We start from the raw sequence: 20,188 nt of genomic DNA, 5'->3' as shown, positions 1-20,188 counted from the left end.
GTGCTAGACATAGCGAGCCTCGTGGCCCCACTGGCCGCGGCGATCCCCTCGCCCTTTAGTCCGGGCCTCAGCGCCAGCGTCTCTGGGGTAAGGGGCCTGCAAGATCTGGGGGATCTGGCGGCCTCCGCCCTGCAGGGACGGGCGGGCGATAACGTCCACGGTTCTCTGGACTCGGTTGCCAAGGTCGTTTCCCAGGCCTTAGGTGCAGGCGGCGCACTGGACAAGCTGGCGGGACAGGCAGCCCAGGCCGTAGAACAGGCAATCGGGGATTTGAGCGTCATCTTCGACGACTGCGTGCGGGAAGTCGGCCAGGCGGTGGCCACCAGCGGCATGGCGGGCCCGCTGGGACTGTTGAATGGCCTCGGCGCGGCGATGCCGGTGGTCGTGCGACACGTCGGGCGGGCGGAAGGTCGCGTGCACACTCTGGAGGAGGAGCTGCGCGGGCTGACCCTGGACGTGCAGCAGGTGAAGAAGGAGCAGATTCCCGAGCGGTTGCCCGCCAGGAATCCGGATACGGCAGAGGTCGCGGCGCCGGCGTCACCAGATAACAACAGCGCGCCGGGCGCACCGACGGACCAGGCACACAAGGCGGTAGCCGCGGCGAAGACGGCCCTGGGCACCCCGTATCAGTGGGGCGGGACGGTGCCGGGCAAGGGGCTGGATTGCAGCGGCCTGGTGCAGTGGGCCTACCAGCAGGCCGGGGTGGATCTGCCCCGCACGGCGAGCGCGCAGGCGGTCGGGCCGCAGATCCCGCGCGCGGAAGTTCAGGCGGGCGACCTGGCGGTGTGGGACGGGCACGTGGCGATGATCGTCGACGGCGGGAACATGATCGAGGCCGGCGATCCGGTGCAGATCAGCCCCATCAGGCAGGAAAACATCGGCATGCCCTTCAAGGGCTTCTACCGGCCGACGGCGGCGTAGGTAAATAGGCAAAGGACTTAGAGGAGAAAAACATGCCACTCATCAACGGACGATCCCACGGCAGCGGGTTGGCGCGCATCGTGAGCACTCCTCCGCCGCGCGAGTATCTGGCCGCTCAGTTCCTGGGCGAAATGCCGGAAACCGTGCCCGCGGTGCTCACGGCGGAGCTGCGCAACCGGCGGGCCGACCAGATGCAGGACTAAACACCGACGTAGCCAGACCGACCTAGTAGAATGCCAGCCATGGCAGCAGAAAATGGCTTGAGGACATTCGGCAACGGCATCGTCGCCGTGGAGTTAGAGATCACCAGCGGCACCTGGTACACCCTGTGGGCCCCGAACTGGCTGGTCAAGGGTGAGCGCTGGCAGGGCTTCCTGGGCGATGACGACGATCTTTTCGTCTTCGACTCCCCCGCCAAGCTCCTGGCTTTCCTCGAGGACGGCGGCCGCAACGAGCTGGCCGAGCACCCCAAGTGGGCGCAGTTCAAATCCGACTTGGTCACCAACGTGGTGCCCACCCGCACCGGCAAGATCAGCCTGATCGATGTGCCCCGCAAGCTGGCTCAGCGCCCGGGCTATGAATCCACCTCCGCGGTCGCCCGCGGTTTCGATCTGCTGCGTTCCATGGGCAACGTGCTGGGGCTAAAGAGCGTGAACAATTGGTTCCACTCCTATTCCATCCTGGATAACGTGCGCCGCGGCCCAGACCACTACCAGTCGCAGAACGGTCTGGAAGAGTGGTCGGGCGTTGGCCGCACCGTGCTGGATCGGTGGAAGGGCATGCTCGATGACGTCGAGGTGCACCTGACCGAGCCAGAGGTCGACGAAGAGAAGGTGAAGGACGCACAGAAGCGCATCGACGAAGCCCAGGAGGCCCGCGAGAAGCGTCAAAAAGAAAAGGAGGCCGAGGCGGCGGCTGCGGCCAAAGCCACCGAGGGCAAGGACGTCGATCCTTATGACAAGACCATCTGGGCTGACGCCGGCATCGATCCGATCCGCATCAGCCTGAACGGCCAGTACGTCTACACCTTGCGCTGCTACGTCGGCGACAAGCCGCGCTTCCTCGGCCGCCACGGGGAGATCAACACCTTCCCGAACTCTCGTGCCCTCGTGCGCTGGATTATTGACGCCCACGATCACGACCTCGAAGAGCTGGATACTTGGGGCGACCTGGTCAGCGCCGCCAACGCCGGTGAGCTGGAGGTCACGGTGCACGACTCGAACCAGTACTCCTTCGCTGGCCTGCACGATGACATTTCGGAATCCCTCGATGCCGTGGATTCCGACCAGCTGGGTCGCGCCTACGAGCTGCTGGCGGACGCCGCAGACTGGGCGGGCGACGACGGCGTGAACAAGATCCTGCTGAGCTACCCGAAGCTGCAGAACTACCTGGCTTACATGCTGGGCTCCCCGTCGGACGCTCAGCCGTCCGCCCCCTTCGACGAGGAGGCGAAGGGCTGGAAGGCCCTGGAGGAGGGCCTGATTAAGCGCTTCACGCGCTTCTAGAAATTAGATGGCTGGCCCTGGCCAGCCCCAGGGCATCTTCGCCTGGCTGTTGTATTTGAAAAGCGCAAATACACCAAGAGAGACGGCCGCCAACGAAAGGGCGATTGCAAAATAAACGCCGATTTCTGCACTCCCTTGGAAGACCTCCTCGAAAACCAGGCCTTCTTCCCGCAGTCGAGCACCCTCTTCCCTCTCCATGGCCTTCAATGCTCGCTGGATCTTCATGATCGACCAGATCGCCCAGCCTAGACCCACCAGACCCGCGCCGATAAACATGGAAGAGGCCACACGCGGCTTCACCGCCTGCCACAACATGACGGCACCCACAATCAGTAGCGACAGGGCTGCGACATTGGCTGGTACGCCGACTCCGGCACTGCTGAGCTTCGAATCAACAACGTCAGCACCCTCCGGAGCGCCTGTGACGACCACCCTGCCCCAGCCGTTCACATTTAGCCTCATAATCCCTTCATCGTAATTAAACGTCAGCTCCGTCCATTCGAGAAAGCTCGCAGTGAACATAAGCAAGGCTAAAGCTGTGGCGCCGCCGGAGACGAGCAGCATCCATGTGCTGGGACGGGAGCCATACGACGGGTTTGGTTGCGGACGGTATCCGTATCCAAACTGAGGGTTTCCACCCATCGCGCCGTAGGGATTGGGATTGTTCATGGATCAATCACTTCCGGTCATTCACGGGCAGCTACTAACAAAAGAGCTCGTCTGGGCTTACCATGACGAGCTCTCTTGCGATGTAGAAAAAGGTCCTTACTGCCCCGGCTGGTTAAACGGGTTCTGGTTACCTGGCTGGCCGAACTGACCCTGCTGATTCGGCTGGTTCTGTGGCTGGCCGAACTGGCCCTGCGGGTTACCCGGCTGGCCGAACTGGTTCGGCTGGTTGTTCCCCGGAACGTTCAGCTGGGGGCCGAACTTCACGATCGCCAGCACGCCGAGCGCGATGATCGTCAGGGCGATGATGATTGCCAGGAAGACCGCGAACTTCGGGCCGCCGTCCAAGGTGATGCCAGATGCGAACCCGTAATTACTGCTGGCGGACTGAGCTGCCTCCAGCTCGTCCTTTGCCTCCTTGTAGGGGCCGTTGAAATCAACGATCGTCCAGATCGCCCAAATCAGATGCACCGCGCCACCGGCGATGCCGAGGTAGACGGCCACGCGCGGCTGGATCTTCAGCCACAGCATCACGGCCGCGGCGATCAGCAGGCCCAAGGTCAAGAGCATGAAGAGCACGCCCAGGCCGGTGTTACCGAAATCCTCGGCGAAATCCTGCTTATCGGCATTGTCGCTCACCGAAAGCACGCCCCAGCCATTCACGCCAGCGGTGTACTTATCCTCACCGAGAGTGGTTGTTAAACCGACCCACTTGAAGAAGCTGAAGAACAGCACCAGCAGCGCTGCGATGCCAGCCACGCCTGCAGCCAGCTGGTTCCACGCCAGCGACTGCAGCCCCTGCTTCATTGCCTGACCGGCCTGCCCCGGCTGACCCGGCTGGTTTGGCTGGCCAGGCTGACCCGGCTGGCCAAACTGGTTCTGCTGTTGCGGCTGCGGCTGGTTCGGCTGCTGCGAGTACGGATTCTGGCCACCTGGGTTCGGTCCCGGCTGACCATAAGGATTCTGGTTGCTCATGGCGAATGCTCTCAATCTTTTCTGCGAATAATTCCTATCTAGGATTCGCCTAATTATTACAGCTTGCTACTGATTAAGCGACCGGAATGGCATTATCGATCAACAACGAAGAATTGGTCGAACGTCACGTTGCTGGCCACCTCGCCGTGTTCGTAGACCTTTAGGTCCTTCTGATTGATCTCGATGCGCGTTCCACCCCCGACCGGCACACTGTAGCTGCCGCGGCTCGGGTCTGCGTAGGACATGTCCACGTCCTTCTCGATCGAGTGGCCACCGACATAGCTTCGGTAGTAATAGTCGCCGTACTCCCCGACCTTGCACACCACGACATAATCGCCGTCGCCATAGGCTGCGTACAGCCACTGGTCGTCAGCATTGCAGTGCGCGGGGCTGCCCTCCCAGCCATAGCTGCTCAACCTATATTCTGGACTGGAAGATCCACTGCCTCGCGGCTCCTCCGAGGTTGGCTCGTCCTCCGGGGTTGGCTCCGCTTCGCTAGTCTTTTCACGCTCGGTGGTCGTGGCGGGGCTCTCGCTGCTCTTTTTGGACGCCACCGTCTCCGCCGCTACCGGCGATTCCTCGCCATTGCCGCCGTCCTTCCCCATAACTGCCGTGGCCGTCAGCACGCCCGCGACCAGCAGCGCCACCACGGAGATTGCGACGATGGAATACACCCAGGGAGAGGTCTTATTCTGCTGCGGCTGCGGGGCCTGCTGCGCAGGATAGTTGGGGTTCCAGTTATTCCAGTTGTTATTACTCATGCGGTGTTCCGACCCCTAGCGGTCGAGAATATTCATGTTCAGCAGCTTCGGGCCGCTATTGCCCACGCCGAAGAACAGTAGGCCCTTCAGCTTGCCGTTGTTGTCCTCCACGGAGACAAGGTAGAAGTCCTTGTAGCGGTCAACGCTCTCCTCGGTCAGGACAAACCGGGCGAAATCGTTGCTCTTGGTGACTTCTCTGGGCTGGAGAGCGAGGGCGTCAAACTCCTTATTCATGCCCTCGTATCCGCCGTCGTCCAGGTCGAAGTAATCCGAGGCATCGGACATGAATTCCTTGCCGACGTGATCGTCCATCCACATCTGGGTCTCGCCTTTCTTGCGCAGATCCAGAAACTCCTGGGAAAGGTTCTTTACCTCGCACTCGTCGCCGAAGAACCAGCTCACACCCTTGTAGGCACCGAACAGAACCAGGACTGCCAGGAGGGGGACAATAGCCGCCACGGTCAGCGCCAGCTTCGAGGAACGGGCGAACTCGCGCTTCAGCTTGGACGGCTGCTTAGGTTGCTGTGGTCGCTGTGGTTGTTGCGGCTGACCGGGCTGCTGGAACTGTTGGGGCTGCGCCTGCCCCTGCTCCGGCACCTGCATCTCACCCAGGTCACGCAGCGCGGCAATGTCGATCTCGGGGGCATTCGGATCGTCCAGGCGGGCATCGTACATGCCGCGCTTCGTCGGATCCGCAATCACCTGACGCGCCACCTGCAGCTCGTCCTCCCCTCCCGGGTTGGAGGTGTTACCCGTGCTCAGGCGCTTATCGATATCCTCTGCGATGTCCTGAGTACTTGTGCCCCGGTCAATCCCAAGCGACTCGTACAGGTTGTAATGCGCCACGGCTTGGGTCAGCTCCCATCCTTAGAACGTCGTTATACAGGCATTTAGCTTAACTTAAATCCCGCAGCTCGTGGTTGAGAGAATCCAATTCGCCCCCGCCGGCCATCTCCAGCGTCAGCTGCTCCAGAGTGACCTCGGAATAATCCGCGTCCAGAGTCTGCTCGCCCATGTTCAGCAGCACAAAGTGACTGCCCACCAGATACGCATGGTGGGGATTGTGGGTAATCAGCACCACACCCACCCCACCTTCGGCGGCGGACTTGATGAAGCGCAACACCATGCCGGATTGTTTGACGCCCAACGCTGCGGTTGGCTCGTCCAGAATGATCACTCGCGCGCCGAAGTACACAGCCCGCGCGATGGCCACGACCTGCCTCTGGCCACCGGAGAGGTTGGCGATGGGCACCTCGACATCGTCCAGGTGCACTCCCATCTTCTCCAGCTCCTCGGACGCGATGCGGCGCATCTCGTCGGCACGCAGCAGGCCGAAACGCCCGGTGAGCTCTTGGCCCAAGAAGAAGTTCCGCCACACGGACATCTGTCCGACCACGGCCAAATCCTGGTAGACGGTGGCGATGCCCTTATCCAGGGCATCCTTCGGGCCGTTGAAGTGGACCTCCTCGCCGTCGACCAGCACTTCGCCACTGGTGTGCTTGTGCCGGCCGGCGAGGATCTTGATCAGGGTGGACTTGCCCGCACCGTTGTCACCCAAGATGCAGGTCACCTTGCCCGGATAGATATCCAGGTCAATGTCCTTCAGCACGTGGACATCGCCATAGTCCTTGTCCACATTGCGGAGGCTGATAATCGGGGTGGCGTCAATAGACGAAGACATTTAGCTGCGACCTCCCGAAGTGAACTTGGAGACAGAGTTGTTGGTGAGCACCGCAAACAGCAGCATGGCCCCCAGGAAGAACTTGAACCAATCCGGGTTCCAACCCGCGTAGACGATGCCCTGGTTCGTCATGCCGAAGATCAGCGCGCCGATGGCCGTGCCGATGGCGGTGCCGCGCCCACCAGTGAGGGCACAGCCGCCGATGACCGCGGCGATGATGTAGAGGAACTCGTTGCCCACACCCTGGCCGGCCTGGATGGAATCGAAGGCGAAGAGGTTGTGCATGCCCACGAACCAGGCGGCGAAGCCGACGAACATGAACAGGATCACCTTCACTCGGCGGACGGGCACACCGGTGGCGCGGGCGGCCTCGGCATCGCCGCCGACGGCGAAGATCCAGTTGCCGAAGCGCGTCTTGAACAGCAGCACGCTGGCCAGGGCCACGAAGAGGAGCCACCAGAAGACGATGGTCTTAACCTCCACACCGAAGACGTTGATCGAGGAGGCGAAGACGGCCTTGGCGGATTCGAAGCCCTCCATGTCGGCGATCGACGGGGTGGCGACCTGGCCGGTGACCAGCTTCGTAACAGCCAGGTTGATGCCCTGCAGCATCAGGAACGCGGCCAGGGTGATGAGGAACGACGGAATGCCCGTGCGCATCACCATCATTCCGTTGAAGGCGCCGATGGCCAGGGCGATCAGCAGGGAGAGGAATACGCCCACCCAGGAGTTCAGCCAGAAGTTGTAGTTCAGCATTGTGGCGGCCAGGGCGGCGGTGGTGACGGCCACGCCGGAGGAGAGGTCGAACTCGTCGCCGATCATCAGCAAGCCGACGGCCAGGGAGATGATGCCCATCGTGGAGCTGGCGTACAGCACCGTGGAGAACGCATCGAGGGAGCGGAACGACGGCGCGACGATCATGAACAGTGTAAAGATCAGGACCGCGCCGAGAACCGAGGTGAACTCGGGACGCTTAAGGATACTCATCGCTTTCATCGCAATCCTTCCTTGGCCGCGTCCGCGATAGTGTCCACGTTGGACTTATCCACGAACGACGGGCCGGTCAGCACCGGCTGGCCGCCACCCACGGTGGAGCCGTTGCGCTTGGCCAGCCAGAGCGCGTCGATGGCCATGTAGCCCTGCAGGTAGGGCTGCTGGTCCACAGCCCACTCGATGGTGCCCTTCTTGATCGCGGCGACGAGCTCCGCGTTGGTGTCGAAGGTGGAGATCTTCGCCTTGGAACCGGCCTGCTCCTTGGCCTGCACGGCCGTCAGCGCGACGGGGGCGACCAGGCCCATGACCCAGTCGATGTCCTTCTGCTGCGCCAGCTTGGCCTGCACGGTGGACTGCACGCTGGTCAGATCCATGCCGTTGACGTAGAGGTTCTCCACGGAACCGCCGCCGAGGCCCTTCTTGATGCCCGCACAGCGGGACTCCTGGCTAGGGTTGCCCTGCTCGTGGATGACGCACAGCACCTTCTTGGCGCCGTCCTTCGACAGGCGCTCGCCGGCGCGCTCGCCGGCGACGGATTCGTCCTGGCCGAAGAAGGCGCTGACGTCGTACTTCTTGTAGTGCTCCATGCCGGAGTTCAGGCCGACCACGGGAATGTCCGCCTTCGCCGCGCGCTTCGCCGCCGGGCCCAGAGCCTCCGGGGTGGGCATGGTCAGGGCCAGGCCGTCGACGTTGGAATCGATGGCATTCTGCACCAGGTTCGCCTGGTCAGGTGCCTGCGGGGAGGAGCTGTAGCGGAGCTCCAGGTTGTTCTTCTTGGCAGCATCCTCCGCGCCTGCGCGGACGAGATCCCAGAAGGTATCGCCCGGCGCGCCGTGGCTCACCATCGCCACGGTGTATCGCGGGGTATCCACTCCCCCGCCGCCGTCGCCGGACGCACCGCCACGCGGCCGACCACCGGTCTCCGAGCACGCGGCAAGTACCGCGCCAGTGCACATAATCACCAGCATCGCCACCGCACGGCGGAGGTTGAACTTAATTCCCCAAGAATTCGCCATGCAGAGCATTTTGCCAGTTCACAGGGGCAAAACCCAACCCCAAGCGGGCTAACTTAAAGCATTCAGATGCGTCTAGCTGGAGGTTTGGTCGTCCGCTTCGCCGTCGCTTTCGTCATCATCCAGGCTGAGGCCCAGCTCCTCCAGCTCGGCCCTGAGGTTCTCCATAGAAAGCTCAATATCCTGCTGGCCCGTGCCCGCTGCAACACCCGCGCCGTGCGGCTGGCCGTGGCCGTGCAGGCGCTGCATGCCGTTGGAAAACTCGGTGCCCTCCGCGTCGCCTGCGTCCAGGGCCTCATCTGGCAGGCTGTTGCCGACCTCGGCGTAGGCCGGATAGATCACGTTGCGCTCGAGGTCCTCGCGCAGCCCCTCGTCGCAGTAGGCCACCTGCAGCGCATTACTCGTAAGCTCCAGCAGCTGCCACAGCTCCAGGTCGCAGTGCTCGGCCAGCAGCTCGAACTCGCGGGACATCGTGGTGCCGGAAACCAGGCGGTTATCCGTGTTCACGGTGCAGAAGAAGCCCATCTCGTACAGCAACCCAAACGGGTGTTCCGCCACGTCGTCGCAGATACCCGTCTGCGTATTGGAAGTCGGGCAGATCTCCAGGGCGATGCGCTGGTCGCGCATGAAGCGGGCGACCGGACCCAGCTCGATGCCGCTCATGGTGGCATTAAAGTCCTCGTACACACGCACGCCGTGGCCGATGCGTCGGGCGCCCTGCGCTAGGGCGTCACGAAGAGAGTCCACACCGGCGGCCTCACCAGCGTGAATGGTGAAAGGAACGAGGTTCTTGCGCAGCAGGTCGAACGCAGCGGCATGCTTCGACGGCGGGAAGCCATCCTCGGCGCCGGCAATGTCGAAGCCCACCACGTAACCTTCGCCCGGGGTGTGCTCGCCGTAGTTGTCCACCGTGAGCTGAGCGATCTCCTCGGAGCGGTCCGCGTGGCGCATGGCGCAGAGGATCAGGCGCACGTGGATGCGCCCGCCGCGCTCGGCGACCAGGCGCTCGCCCTCCTTCACGCCCTGCACGGTGGCCTCGACGACCTGTTGCAGGGAAAGGCCATCGGCCTGGTGCTGCTCGGGGGCGTAGCGCAGTTCGGCGTAGCAAACATTATCTGCGGCCAGGTCCTCGACGGCCTCGCGGGTGATGCGCACCAGCCCCTCGGCGGTCTGCATGACGGCGGTGGTGTGGTCGAAGGTGGTGAGGTAGGTCGGCAGGTCGCCGGAGTTCGCCGCCTCGTAGAACCACTTCTCCAGCTCCGCCGGGTCGGTGGTGGGCAGCTCGTAGCCGATCTTCTCGGCGAGCTCGACCAGCGTGGCGGGGCGCACGCCGCCGTCCAGGTGGTCGTGGAGCTCTACTTTGGGAAGGGACGCGATGATGTCAGAGTCAATCATGTCTAAAGATCCTAGCTGCATCCGCGCCCCACGCTCGCAGCTGGTCGCTAGCGCTTGAAGATCTTGGTGACCAATCCGCCAACGACCACGCCCGCGGCCGCGCCGATGCCGAGCAGGCCGGCGCGGTTGGCGTCGGTGCTACCCGCACGCACCTCCTGGCGCACGCGAATAACGGCGGCCGGCGGCGCATCCGGGCGCAGACTAGCCAGGGATTCCGGCGTGGTCGCAGCCCACGCGGAGCAGTACAGCAGGATGCGCCAGATGAAGTACATCAGCACCATCACACCGATCACCGGGCCGAAGGCCGCGCCGGCGGGGTTGGATAGCGCGTTGGAGAAGAAGATGGTGGCGAACTGTTTGAAGATCTCGAACAGGATCGCGCCGATGACGGCGGCCTTCACTGCGGACCTACGGGGCACCTTGGTGCGCGGCAGGTAGAGGATCATCCAGAAGAACACGCAGAAGTTGGCGATTAGCGCCACCAGCAGAGCCACCGCGAAGGTGATGTAGCGAATGCCCGGCACGTGGTCCAGGCCAACCGCACCCAGCAACTGGGTGGTCAGGCCGGAGTTGCCGATGGTGGTAATGGCGAAGGCGGCGATCAGGGAGACCAGCAGGCCAACCAGGCCAATCAGGTCCTTGACCTTACCGGAGACGAAACCAGAAGGCGTGCCGTCGACCTTCCACATCGCGGAAACGCCCAGGCGCAGGTGGGCGATCCAGCCCAGTCCGGTCCACAGGGCCAGCAGCAGACCGATGGAGAACACGGACTTCCTCTGTTCGATGGACTGCTCGATGATGGTCTGCAGCACATCTCCCATGCTGCCGTCGCCCATGTTGGCGACCCTGTCCATGACGTCGTTCAGCAGCCGCTCGTTGCCCGCCAGGACCATGGCCAGCACGGCCAGGGTCAGCATCATCAGCGGGAAGATCGTCATCACCGAGAAGTAGGTGATGCCGGCGGCGAACTGGTTACCGCCCTGCTCGGAGTACCGATCCTGCATCCGCAGCACGTGGTCCAGCCACGGCCACTTGTCGCGGTACTTATCCAGCGGACCTGGATCGTCCTTGCGGGATCGCTCCACGCCGTAGTTATCCAGCTTGCTCTTATCAGGATCGGTGGTCGCCAAGGGGACGGCCCTTCCTTCCGGTCGTCTCGTCTTGAAAGTTCTTCACATTAGTAAAGCACGGCGGGGGCTGCCGTGCTTTACTGTTTCGCGATAGTTGTTCCGCGTTATTGCTTCGCTACTGCTTTACTTCCGCCAGGAAGCCCACGCGCTCGTAGACCTGTTCGATGGTCTTCGAAGCGATCTCGCGGGCGCGCTCCGCACCACCGGCGAGGATGCGGTTCAGCTCGGCGGGGTCGGCCATGTACTCGTCGAAGCGCTGGCGCAGTGGGGTGCAGAACGACTCCAGTACCTCGGCCGTGTCCTTCTTCAGGTCGCCGTAGCCAGAGCCGGCCTGCTGGTAGCTCTCCACCAGTTCGTCGATGCTCTTATCCCCCAGCGCGGACTGGATGACCAGCAGGTTCGATACGCCCGGCTTGTTTTCCTTGTCGTAGCGGATCTCGCCGTCGTTGTCGGTCACTGCCGAACGAATGCGCTTGGCCGAGACCTTCGGGTCGTCCAGCAGGTTAATCAGACCCTTGGGGTTGTCCGTGGACTTCGACATCTTGGCCGTCGGGTTCTGCAGGTCGTAGATCTTGGCCGCGCCCTCGGGGATGAAGCCCTCGGGCACCACGAAGGTCTTCTTGTAACGGGAGTTGAAACGCTCCGCCAGGTTGCGGGTGAGCTCCAGGTGCTGACGCTGGTCTTCGCCGACCGGCACCAGGTGTGGGCGGTACAGCAGAATGTCCGCGGCCATGAGCATCGGGTAGGCGTACAGGCCGGAGGTGGTGTTGTCGCCGCCCTGCTTGGCGGACTTGTCCTTAAACTGCGTCATGCGGCGCGCCTCGCCGTCGCCGGTGATGCACATCAGCACCCATGCCAGCTGCGCATGCTCCGGCACGTGGGACTGCACGTACAGGGTGGAGCGCTCCGGGTCGATGCCAAGTGCCAGCAGCTGTGCCACGCCCGCGAGGGTGCGCTTGCGCAGGTCTTTGGGGCTGTAGCCGGGCACGGTGATGGCGTGCTGGTCAGGGATGAAGTAAAAGGTCTCGTAGTCTTCCTGCAACTGGATAAACTGCTTGACTGCTCCCAAGTAGTTGCCCAGGTGGTAGGAATCGCTGGTCGGCTGCAAGCCGGAAACGACGCGCTGTTTCTTCGCAGGTTGGTTCATATTATGTAACCCTACTCGTCGCTGTTCCGGGGTTCTTCGGGCGGGTTTTGTGACGCCCGCTCGTCCCCATATTCATACTCTCCCCGATCGACCAGTTCGAACCGGTTTTTCCTCTTGCGCTTCTTCTGCCCGGACTTGTCCTTCGGCGCCTTCGGAGCGCCAACGCTGCGCCGACGCATCTCGCGGCGCTGCACCCCGGCTTTGTTGAGCGCCCACATGGTCAGTCGCCCGGCGGGGTCGCGGAGGTATTCGCGCTCCTGGTATTCGAAGACAGGCAGGGAAATGCGGTAGAAGATCGCCAGTAGGCGCAGGCCGAAGGCGAAGATCAGGCAAATGACGATGACCAGCTGGGTGCCGATGGTCTCGTCCAGGTTGAAGTGCAGCATGCCCATGTACATCACCGCTACGAGGATGGCGATGGAGGCGTAGAGCTCCTCGCTGAACACCAGTGGCACCCGGTCGCACAAAACATCGCGCAGCACGCCGCCGAACACGCCGGTCACCACGGAGGATACGACGACGATCAGGGGGTGGTAGCCCAGCTCCAGTGCCACCTGGGCACCCAGCAGGGCGAAGGTGGAAAGGCCCACTGCGTCGAGCACCAGGAAGATGGTGCGGAAGTAATCCATCAAGAAGCTGGCGAGCACCGTCACCAGCGCGGCGCCCAGCACGATGGCCAGGAAGATCGGCTCGTCCACCCAGCGCAGCGGGTAGTGGCCGAACAGCAGGTCACGCACCGTGCCGCCGCCGAAGGCGGTCACGGAGGCGATGAGCATGACGCCGAACATGTCCATCCGCTGACGTCCCGCGGCTAGTGCCGCCGTCATTGATTCGGCGGTTAGCCCCAGGACGTAGAGGACGGTCAGCATGCGTACTCCACCAGCACCGGCGAGTGGTCGGACCAGCGCTGGTCGTAGGCCGCGGCCTTATCCACCCACACATTGTTGGCGGTCAGCGCGCGTTCCAGCATGCCGCGAGTGGCCACCTGTAGGTCGATGCGCCAGCCCGCGTCGGTATCGAAAGCCTGGCCGCGATAGGTCCACCAGGAGTAAGGCCCGGCCTGGTCGGGCAGCACCCGGCGCATCACGTCAAAGTAGTGCGGCTCCTCCACCGCACCGGCGGCCAGGCGGGCACTGGCAAGATCCCCCGGCGCGTAGTCCACTGCCCCGAAGAAGTCCCCGGCCACGCCTGCGGGGTTGCCGTTGCGGCCGGAATCCTCGGCATCCGCCACCTGGGTGGCATCGTCCGGGAAGGTGCCCAACAGGGAATCCATGAAGGCCCGCTCGTCGGGCAGGAAGCCGGACTTCTTGCGGTTGGTTTTCCAATTCTTCAGGTCCTCGCGGCGGTGGCAGATGTTCCAGTCTCCGCCGACCACCAGCTCGGGGTGTCCGGCCTTCTCGGCCTGTGCAGCCCGGTTGTGCAGGTACTCGCCGAAGGAATCCAGGAAGCGGTACTTCTCGTCCTGCTTCTCCGTCCCCGCCGAGCCGCTGGGCAAGTATAGGGAGGCCACGCGCACCGGCAAGTCCCCGGCATCCACCGTGGCCTCGATGTAGCGGCCGGAGTCGGCGAACTCCTCGCTTCCTGGACCGTCACCGAAGCCGATCTGCACGTCCCGCAGGGGCAAACGCGACAAGATGGCCACCCCGGCGCGCCCCTTGGCGGCGGCCGGCGCCTGAGCCAGGTGCCACTCGTCCAGAACGGGCTCCAGGGCAACGCGCGTCTGCTTTTCGTCCGCGCGCACTTCCTGCATCAGCACCACGTCCGCAGGCGTGGCTTTAAGCCACGGCAGGATCCCCTGGTTGTCCTCGTGGCGCACCTTCGCTGCCGCCCGAATTCCATTGACGTTAACCGTCGCAATAGTCAGTGACTTCATGAGTCCCTACCCTACTAACCCTGACCACTAACCCTTACTTTTCCTTAAAGCTCTAGGATCTACGCCCGGGCAGCCGCGAGCTGACGGCGTCGCAAATAGTAGGCAGGAATCCACAGCAGCGCGCCACAGGCGGCCATAGCCGCACCGGCGAGCGCCGGGGTGGAATAACCATAACCAGCGGCGATGACGGCACCGCCGACCGCCGCTCCCGCCGCATTAGCCATGTTCAGCGCCGAGTGGTTCAGCGCCGCGGCGAGGGTCTGTGCCTCGCCCGCTACATCCATCAGGCGGGTCTGCAGGTTCGGCACCAGGGTGGAGCCCAACAAACCGATCACGCCGAAGTTGATGATGCCCGCCACCGCGTTGTGGGACAGGAAGTAAAAGGCGGAAAGGACGACGATCAGGGACAGCAGGGTGCTGAGGATCGCGTACTCCAAGTTCCGGTCGGCCAACACACCGCCGATATACGTGCCGATGACCATGCCGATGCCGTAGACCATCAGCGGAATCCAGATGAGGTTTCCGTTGAAGCCCGCGTTCTCCGTGAGCGTCCAAGAGATATAGGTGTAGACCGCGAACATGCCGCCGAAGCCGACGGTGCCGATGGCGAGGGTCATGAGTACCTGCGAGTTCACCAGCGCGCCGAGCTCCGTCAGTGGCTTCGTGCGCGGCATCAACGTCATGTGCGGCACTGTGAACCACAGGGCGACGAAGGTGACCACGCCGATGGCCGCGACCATCGCGAAGGCCGCGTTCCAGCCGAAGGTGGAACCCAGCCACTGCGCGATCGGCACGCCGATGACGGTGGCGATGGAAAGCCCCATGCCCGTCAATGCCACGGCTTTACCGCGCTTGCCGTTCGGAGCCATGGAGGCGGCGATCAGCGCCGTGACGGAGAAGTAGGCGCCGTGCGGGAAGCCCGCGATGAAGCGGGAGAGCATAAGGATCCCATAGGAGTGCGCGAAGACACTCAGGCCGTTGCCGATCACGAAGGCGCCCATCAGCAGCAGCGCCAAGCGGCGGCGCGGGATCGAACCCGTGAGCGTGGTGATCAGCGGGGCGCCGACGACCACGCCCAGCGCGTAGGCGGAGATCACGTGGCCGGCCTGGTCCTCCGAGATAGCGAAGTCCTCCGCGATGAGGTTCAGCAAACCCATCGCCACGAACTCCGTGGTGCCGATGCCGAAGCCGCCCAGGGCCATCGCCACCATGGCGATGTAACGGTGGCGGGTGGAGATCTCCGTCTGGCGCGGAACCGGGCGGCGGGAGGGCAACTTTGTAAGTTTCGTTTCGCTCACGGGCATCGCTCGCTTTCATTAGTTGTAGGGACGGGTAAAAGGGCAGGTTGATAGGCGGGTTGACGGGGCTGCGGGAAGTGCGGCGAGTGGGTCGCAAAAGCGCGGCGGGTAGGCGTCAAAAAAAAATTTTCAAGCTTTAAAACCGAACAGGCCGCGCGGTGGGCAATAACCCCGTACTATTCACAGGTTTGTTATTTGCCGTATTCTTGGATCGTAAACCACTAAAAGACCAACTGACTAACTAGAGGCTGGGAGACGAACGCCACATGGCAAAGATCATCTACACCCGCACCGACGAAGCCCCACTCTTGGCGACGTATTCTTTGAAGCCGATTGTGGAGGCTTTTGCTTCGACCTCTGGAGTGGATGTGGAGACCCGCGATATTTCGCTGGCCGCCCGCATCCTGGCCGCGTTCTCCGACGTGCTGCCCGAGGAGCAGAAGGTTGACGACGCTCTGGCTGAGCTCGGCGAGCTGGCCAAGACCCCGGATGCGAACATCATCAAGCTGCCGAACATCTCTGCGTCTATCCCGCAGCTGCAGGCAGCCATCGCGGAGCTACAGAAGGCAGGCTACGACCTGCCGGATTACCCCTCCGAGCCGAAGACCGACGAGGAGCGCGACGCGCAGGCCCGCTACGACTCCGTGAAGGGCTCCGCCGTTAACCCGGTGCTGCGCGAAGGAAACTCCGACCGCCGTGCGCCGAAGGCCGTGAAGAACTTCGCTCGCAAACACCCGCACTCCATGGGCAAGTGGTCGCCGGATTCCAAGACGAACGTCGCCACGATGGAGGCCGACGACTTCCGCCACAACGAGCAGTCGGTCATTATGGACGGCGATGACACGCTGCGCATCCAGCTGGTCAAGCCGAACGGTGAGACGCAGGTGCTGAAGGAAGAGCTACCAGTGCTGGACAAGGAGATTGTTGACGCCACGGTGATGCGCGCCGAGGCTCTCAGCACTTTCTTCCGGGCTCAGGTGGCTCGCGCGAAGGCGGAGGGCGTGCTGTTCTCCGTACACCTGAAGGCCACGATGATGAAGGTCTCCGACCCGATCATGTTCGGCCACGCGGTGCGCGCATACTTCCACGACGTGTTCGAGCAGTACGGCGACCAGCTGCTGCCGGCAGGCCTGAACGGCGAGAACGGCCTGGGCGCCATCCTGGACGCACTGGATGCGGAGCAGGTGGACAACTCGACCGAGATCCGCGAGGCCTTCGACAAGGCTCTGACCGACGGCCCGGATCTGGCGATGGTGAACTCCGACAAGGGCATCACCAACCTGCACGTGCCCTCCGACGTGATTGTGGATGCTTCCATGCCGGCGATGATCCGCACCTCCGGCCAGATGTGGAACAAGAACGACGAGACCCAGGATGCGCTGGCGGTTCTGCCGGATTCCTCCTACGCGGGCATCTACCAGGTCGTTATCGACGACTGCCGCAAGAACGGCGCCTTCAACCCGACCACGATGGGCACTGTGCCGAACGTGGGCCTGATGGCGCAGAAGGCCGAGGAGTACGGTTCCCACGACAAGACCTTCCGCATCGAGTCCGAGGGCCGCGTACAGGTGCTGAATGGCGCCGGCGACGTGCTGATGGAGCACGAGGTTGCCGAGGGCGACATCTGGCGTGCGTGCCAGGCCAAGGACATCCCGCTGCAGGACTGGGTGAAGCTGGCCGTGAAGCGCGCCCGCGCTACCGGCGCCCCGGCTGTGTTCTGGCTGGATCCGGAGCGCGCGCACGACCGGAACGTGCAGAAGCAGGTGGAGACCTACCTGAAGGATCACGACACCGAGGGTCTGGATATCCGCATTCTTCCGCCGGAGGAGGCAATGCAGCTGTCCATCGACCGCATCCGAGCTGGCGAGGACACGATTTCCGTCACCGGCAACGTGCTGCGCGACTACCTGACGGATCTGTTCCCGATCATGGAGCTGGGCACTTCCGCGAAGATGCTTTCCGTGGTTCCGCTGATCGCCGGCGGTGGCCTATTCGAGACCGGTGCGGGTGGTTCCGCGCCGAAGCACGTGGCCCAGCTGGTGGAGGAGAACCACCTGCGTTGGGATTCCCTGGGTGAGTTCCTGGCGCTGGCGGAGTCCCTGCGCAAGCTGCAGGAGACCGACGACAACCCGCGCACCCCGATCCTGGGCGACGCACTGGATGCCGCCACCGAGTCCGTGCTGAACGAGTCGAAGTCTCCGTCCCGCAAGGTCGGCGAGATCGACAACCGCGGCTCCCACTTCTACTTGGCGAAGTTCTGGGCTCGCGAGCTGGCTGACCAGACTCGCGATGCTGAGCTGGCGGAGATCTTTAAGCCCGTTGCTGACGCCCTCGAGGCCAACGAGGAGAAGATCTCCCAGGAGCTGCTGGATATTCAGGGCCACGAGGTGGACCTGGGCGGTTACTACTGGCCGAACGACGAGAAGACGAACGCTGTGATGCGCCCGTCCTCGACGTTCAATGAGATCATCGACGGCCTGAACACCAACAAGTAGCCGCCGGGCTGGGTGGGCTCTGGGCCCTGGGCCGCGGCCCCATCCCGCTGGCTCTCGGCTCGAGCCCGCCGAATCTCGGCTTTAGCCCGCTGGTTCTCGGCCCGGCTCGGCTCTCGGCCCGCAATAACCCCGGCGCTGGCACTTTACTACTGGCGCTGGGGTTTTCTTATGCTCGCGCCCGCCAGCTGCCCACCAGCTCACCAGCCCCATCACCCATCCCCGCCATTCTCACCAGCCCACTAGCCTCATCATCCCCACTATCCTCACACCCGCCTCCCTCCAGCCCCACTCAGCCGGACCCCAGAAGCCCCAAATGTCGTTAGATCGGGAATACGCCGCCGCTGAAAAATGCATCGCTTCAGCGCCAACTTCCTGACCAGCGGTTTTACATATTTGCAAACGGTCGTCGATAACACATTCCCGTTCTAGCGACATTTGGCCTACCAACGAGGCCTTAGGTGTCGGAAATCTTGCAGAACATAGGCGGCAGGGGCGCCACCGGTAGCACGAAGCGCCTTAAATGTCGGAAAAGTTGCAAAACGTCTCGTGGTCAAAAACGAGGCTCGGTCGCGCAGCCCCGTGACCAGCACATTTACACTAATGAATATTACCACCAATAACGTTTTGCAACTTTTCCGACATTTCACCCCGGCAGAGGCACCCCACCTCAGCAGGGCCACCAAAGCTGCACGGCGGAGCTGCAGAGGAGAGTGAGCGGCAAGTCTGAGAGACGCATGCACCAGCAAAGCAGCAAAGCCGCGGAGCTCAGCGGCAACATAGCAGACGGAAGCAGAGTAGTTCTAGACCAAGCGGTACAGCGTTTTCGCAAGCAGCAAATACTCTCCCAACTGGGACTTTATGGCGTCAATAAGAAAAAAGTAGACAGAGCGGTTTACTTTTAGCGCACGTGGGTCTATCGTCGTAACACAGCAAAGCTAAACAGCAAACCAAAGCGCCAACCAACAACAAACCCAAAGGACCACACCAATGCCGAAGTACAACAACGAGAACGCAGAGCAGTGGGGCTTCGCCACCCGCCAGATCCACGCGGGCCAGCCCGTCGGCGACACCGGCGCGCGCAACCTGCCGATCCACTTCACCACTAGCTACGTCTTCAACGACGCAGAGCACGCCAAGCAGCGCTTCCACCTGGAAGACCTGGGCCCCATCTACTCCCGCCTGACCAACCCCACCGTCGAGGCGCTGGAGAACCGCCTGAACTCCCTGGAAGGCGGCGTACACGCAGTCGCTTTCGCCTCCGGCATGGCTGCCGAGACCGCCGCGATCCTCAACCTGGCCGGTACCGGCGACCACATCGTCGCCTCCCCGCGCCTCTACGGCGGCACCGAGACCCTGTTGCAGCACACCCTGCCGAAGCTGGGCATCGAGACCACCTTCGTGGAAAACCCCGACGACCCGGAGTCCTGGCAGGCCGCCGTCCGCCCGAACACCAAGGCCTTCTTTGCAGAGACCTTCGCAAACCCGCAAGCAGACGTACTGAACATCCCGGCCGTCGCGGAGGTCGCCCACGCAAACCAGGTCCCGCTGATCGTAGACAATACCCTGGCCACCGCCGCCCTGGTCCGCCCGTTGGAGTTGGGCGCGGACATTGTGGTTGCATCCCTGACGAAGTTCTACACGGGCAACGGCTCGGGACTGGGCGGCATCATCGTCGATGGCGGCTCCTTCGACTGGTCCGTCGAGCGCGACGGCCAGCCGGTCTTCCCCGGCTTCGTCAACCCGGACCCGGCCTACCACGGCCTGAAGTACGTGGACCTGGCCCCGGCTGCCTTCGGCATGAAGCTCCGCGCAGGCATTATCCGCGACACGGGCGCCACCCTCTCCCCGTTCAACGCATGGGTTGTGGCCCAGGGCCTGGATACCCTGACCTTGCGCATCGCCAAGCACAACGAGAACGCGAAGGCCGTGGCGGAGTTCCTGGCCGAGCAGCCGCAGGTAGCCACCGTGAACTACGCGGGCCTGCCGACCTCCCCGTGGTTCAAGGTCAAGGAGGAGCTGGGCTTGGAATACACCGGCTCTGTCTTGAGCTTCGATCTGAAGGTCGACGATCCAACCTCGGAGGAGGCGAAGGAAAAGGCTTGGGCCTTCATCGATGCTCTACAGCTGCACTCTGACCTGGCGAATGTCGGCGATGTGCGTTCCCTGGTGGTGCACCCAGCCACCACCACCCACTCGCAGTCCGATGCGCATGGCCTGGCCCGCGCGGGTGTCTCCCACGCTACGGTTCGTCTGTCTGTGGGCATCGAGGACATCACCGACATCATCGACGACCTGAAGCGCGGCTTCGCGGCCATTTAAGGCCGGTTGGTTTCTA

At 63.0% G+C, this 20,188-nt stretch carries 18 protein-coding genes; 5 read left to right on the top strand and 13 right to left on the bottom strand.

Translation table 11 applies throughout. The annotated features are described in order from the left end of the window. Genes QKE30_RS05070 through QKE30_RS05060 form a run of 3 tightly spaced genes read left to right on the top strand, consistent with a single transcriptional unit; the run spans position 1 to position 2,426 of the window. Positions 1-921: a C40 family peptidase gene (locus tag QKE30_RS05070; protein ID WP_297666454.1), complete on the top strand. Its 921-nt coding sequence runs from the start codon at positions 1-3 to the stop codon at positions 919-921. Between the two features lie 32 nt (positions 922-953). Then, the gene (locus QKE30_RS05065) at positions 954-1,124 is read left to right on the top strand and encodes a hypothetical protein (RefSeq protein WP_297666455.1); all 171 of its coding nucleotides are present in this window, start codon (positions 954-956) and stop codon (positions 1,122-1,124) included. A gap of 39 nt (positions 1,125-1,163) precedes the next feature. Further along, entirely contained in the window at positions 1,164-2,426 is a 1,263-nt protein-coding gene (locus tag QKE30_RS05060) for a hypothetical protein (RefSeq protein ID WP_347934250.1), read from the top strand. A 3-nt stretch (positions 2,427-2,429) separates the two neighbouring features. Here the strand turns inward: QKE30_RS05060 and QKE30_RS05055 are convergent, their stop codons facing one another. From QKE30_RS05055 to QKE30_RS04995, 13 genes are all read right to left on the bottom strand, one after another. Continuing rightward, entirely contained in the window at positions 2,430-3,095 is a 666-nt protein-coding gene (locus QKE30_RS05055) for a hypothetical protein (protein ID WP_347934249.1), read from the bottom strand. Between the two features lie 96 nt (positions 3,096-3,191). Beyond that, the gene (locus QKE30_RS05050; RefSeq protein WP_239199248.1) at positions 3,192-4,067 is read right to left on the bottom strand and encodes a hypothetical protein; all 876 of its coding nucleotides are present in this window, start codon (positions 4,065-4,067) and stop codon (positions 3,192-3,194) included. A 92-nt stretch (positions 4,068-4,159) separates the two neighbouring features. Next, on the bottom strand, positions 4,160-4,828 hold the full coding sequence (locus QKE30_RS05045) for a hypothetical protein (RefSeq protein WP_347934248.1): 669 nt from the start codon (positions 4,826-4,828) through the stop codon (positions 4,160-4,162). A 15-nt stretch (positions 4,829-4,843) separates the two neighbouring features. After that, positions 4,844-5,674 carry a hypothetical protein gene (locus QKE30_RS05040; protein WP_347934247.1) on the bottom strand — a complete coding sequence of 277 codons (831 nt, stop codon included), beginning with the start codon at positions 5,672-5,674 and terminating at the stop codon, positions 4,844-4,846. Positions 5,675-5,723: 49 nt separating this feature from the next. After that, the gene (locus QKE30_RS05035) at positions 5,724-6,509 is read right to left on the bottom strand and encodes an ATP-binding cassette domain-containing protein (RefSeq protein ID WP_297666461.1); all 786 of its coding nucleotides are present in this window, start codon (positions 6,507-6,509) and stop codon (positions 5,724-5,726) included. After that, complete coding sequence (locus QKE30_RS05030) at positions 6,510-7,505, bottom strand: ABC transporter permease (protein WP_297666462.1); 996 nt, start codon at positions 7,503-7,505, stop codon at positions 6,510-6,512. Beyond that, complete coding sequence (locus QKE30_RS05025) at positions 7,502-8,470, bottom strand: sugar ABC transporter substrate-binding protein (RefSeq protein ID WP_297666471.1); 969 nt, start codon at positions 8,468-8,470, stop codon at positions 7,502-7,504. The genes QKE30_RS05030 and QKE30_RS05025 overlap by 4 nt, the downstream gene beginning before the upstream one ends. 120 nt (positions 8,471-8,590) lie before the next feature. Then, entirely contained in the window at positions 8,591-9,910 is a 1,320-nt protein-coding gene (locus QKE30_RS05020; protein WP_347934246.1) for an adenosine deaminase, read from the bottom strand. 47 nt (positions 9,911-9,957) lie between these two features. Further along, entirely contained in the window at positions 9,958-11,040 is a 1,083-nt protein-coding gene (locus tag QKE30_RS05015; RefSeq protein WP_347934245.1) for a YhjD/YihY/BrkB family envelope integrity protein, read from the bottom strand. Between the two features lie 115 nt (positions 11,041-11,155). Beyond that, entirely contained in the window at positions 11,156-12,187 is a 1,032-nt protein-coding gene (gene trpS, locus QKE30_RS05010) for a tryptophan--tRNA ligase (RefSeq protein ID WP_347934244.1), read from the bottom strand. Between the two features lie 11 nt (positions 12,188-12,198). Continuing rightward, a complete protein-coding gene (locus tag QKE30_RS05005) occupies positions 12,199-13,056 on the bottom strand; it encodes a trimeric intracellular cation channel family protein (RefSeq protein ID WP_347934243.1) in 858 nt (285 codons plus the stop codon). Next, positions 13,050-14,060 carry an exodeoxyribonuclease III gene (locus tag QKE30_RS05000; RefSeq protein WP_347934242.1) on the bottom strand — a complete coding sequence of 337 codons (1,011 nt, stop codon included), beginning with the start codon at positions 14,058-14,060 and terminating at the stop codon, positions 13,050-13,052. Before QKE30_RS05000 ends, QKE30_RS05005 begins: the two co-directional genes overlap by 7 nt. Positions 14,061-14,119: 59 nt before the next feature. Next, the gene (locus tag QKE30_RS04995; RefSeq protein ID WP_347934241.1) at positions 14,120-15,364 is read right to left on the bottom strand and encodes an MFS transporter; all 1,245 of its coding nucleotides are present in this window, start codon (positions 15,362-15,364) and stop codon (positions 14,120-14,122) included. A gap of 260 nt (positions 15,365-15,624) precedes the next feature. Here QKE30_RS04995 and QKE30_RS04990 point away from each other — a divergent pair, with 260 nt between their 5' ends. Further along, complete coding sequence (locus tag QKE30_RS04990; protein WP_347934240.1) at positions 15,625-17,853, top strand: NADP-dependent isocitrate dehydrogenase; 2,229 nt, start codon at positions 15,625-15,627, stop codon at positions 17,851-17,853. 987 nt (positions 17,854-18,840) lie between these two features. Then, a complete protein-coding gene (locus QKE30_RS04985) occupies positions 18,841-20,172 on the top strand; it encodes an O-acetylhomoserine/O-acetylserine sulfhydrylase (RefSeq protein ID WP_239199216.1) in 1,332 nt (443 codons plus the stop codon). Positions 20,173-20,188 lie beyond the last annotated feature (16 nt).

It is taken from the genome of Corynebacterium sp. c24Ua_83, from assembly GCF_039907245.1.
Classification (GTDB): Bacteria; Actinomycetota; Actinomycetes; order Mycobacteriales; family Mycobacteriaceae; genus Corynebacterium.
The sequence above is the reverse complement of the archived record's forward strand: the minus strand, read 5'-3'. Positions and strand labels throughout refer to the sequence as shown.

What these genes read in the sequence shown, in the direction of transcription:
- QKE30_RS05045 (WP_347934248.1), bottom strand. Translation starts at nt 4,828, where the DNA reads ATGAGTAATAACAACTGGAATAACTGGAACCCCAACTATCCTGCGCAG.
- QKE30_RS05055 (WP_347934249.1), bottom strand. Translation starts at nt 3,095, where the DNA reads ATGAACAATCCCAATCCCTACGGCGCGATGGGTGGAAACCCTCAGTTT.
- QKE30_RS05060 (WP_347934250.1), top strand. Translation starts at nt 1,164, where the DNA reads ATGGCAGCAGAAAATGGCTTGAGGACATTCGGCAACGGCATCGTCGCC.
- QKE30_RS05050 (WP_239199248.1), bottom strand. Translation starts at nt 4,067, where the DNA reads ATGAGCAACCAGAATCCTTATGGTCAGCCGGGACCGAACCCAGGTGGC.
- QKE30_RS04995 (WP_347934241.1), bottom strand. Translation starts at nt 15,364, where the DNA reads ATGCCCGTGAGCGAAACGAAACTTACAAAGTTGCCCTCCCGCCGCCCG.
- QKE30_RS05020 (WP_347934246.1), bottom strand. Translation starts at nt 9,910, where the DNA reads ATGATTGACTCTGACATCATCGCGTCCCTTCCCAAAGTAGAGCTCCAC.
- QKE30_RS05025 (WP_297666471.1), bottom strand. Translation starts at nt 8,470, where the DNA reads ATGCTGGTGATTATGTGCACTGGCGCGGTACTTGCCGCGTGCTCGGAG.
- QKE30_RS05065 (WP_297666455.1), top strand. Translation starts at nt 954, where the DNA reads ATGCCACTCATCAACGGACGATCCCACGGCAGCGGGTTGGCGCGCATC.
- QKE30_RS05000 (WP_347934242.1), bottom strand. Translation starts at nt 14,060, where the DNA reads ATGAAGTCACTGACTATTGCGACGGTTAACGTCAATGGAATTCGGGCG.
- QKE30_RS04990 (WP_347934240.1), top strand. Translation starts at nt 15,625, where the DNA reads ATGGCAAAGATCATCTACACCCGCACCGACGAAGCCCCACTCTTGGCG.
- QKE30_RS05005 (WP_347934243.1), bottom strand. Translation starts at nt 13,056, where the DNA reads ATGCTGACCGTCCTCTACGTCCTGGGGCTAACCGCCGAATCAATGACG.
- QKE30_RS04985 (WP_239199216.1), top strand. Translation starts at nt 18,841, where the DNA reads ATGCCGAAGTACAACAACGAGAACGCAGAGCAGTGGGGCTTCGCCACC.
- QKE30_RS05030 (WP_297666462.1), bottom strand. Translation starts at nt 7,505, where the DNA reads ATGAAAGCGATGAGTATCCTTAAGCGTCCCGAGTTCACCTCGGTTCTC.
- trpS (WP_347934244.1), bottom strand. Translation starts at nt 12,187, where the DNA reads ATGAACCAACCTGCGAAGAAACAGCGCGTCGTTTCCGGCTTGCAGCCG.
- QKE30_RS05035 (WP_297666461.1), bottom strand. Translation starts at nt 6,509, where the DNA reads ATGTCTTCGTCTATTGACGCCACCCCGATTATCAGCCTCCGCAATGTG.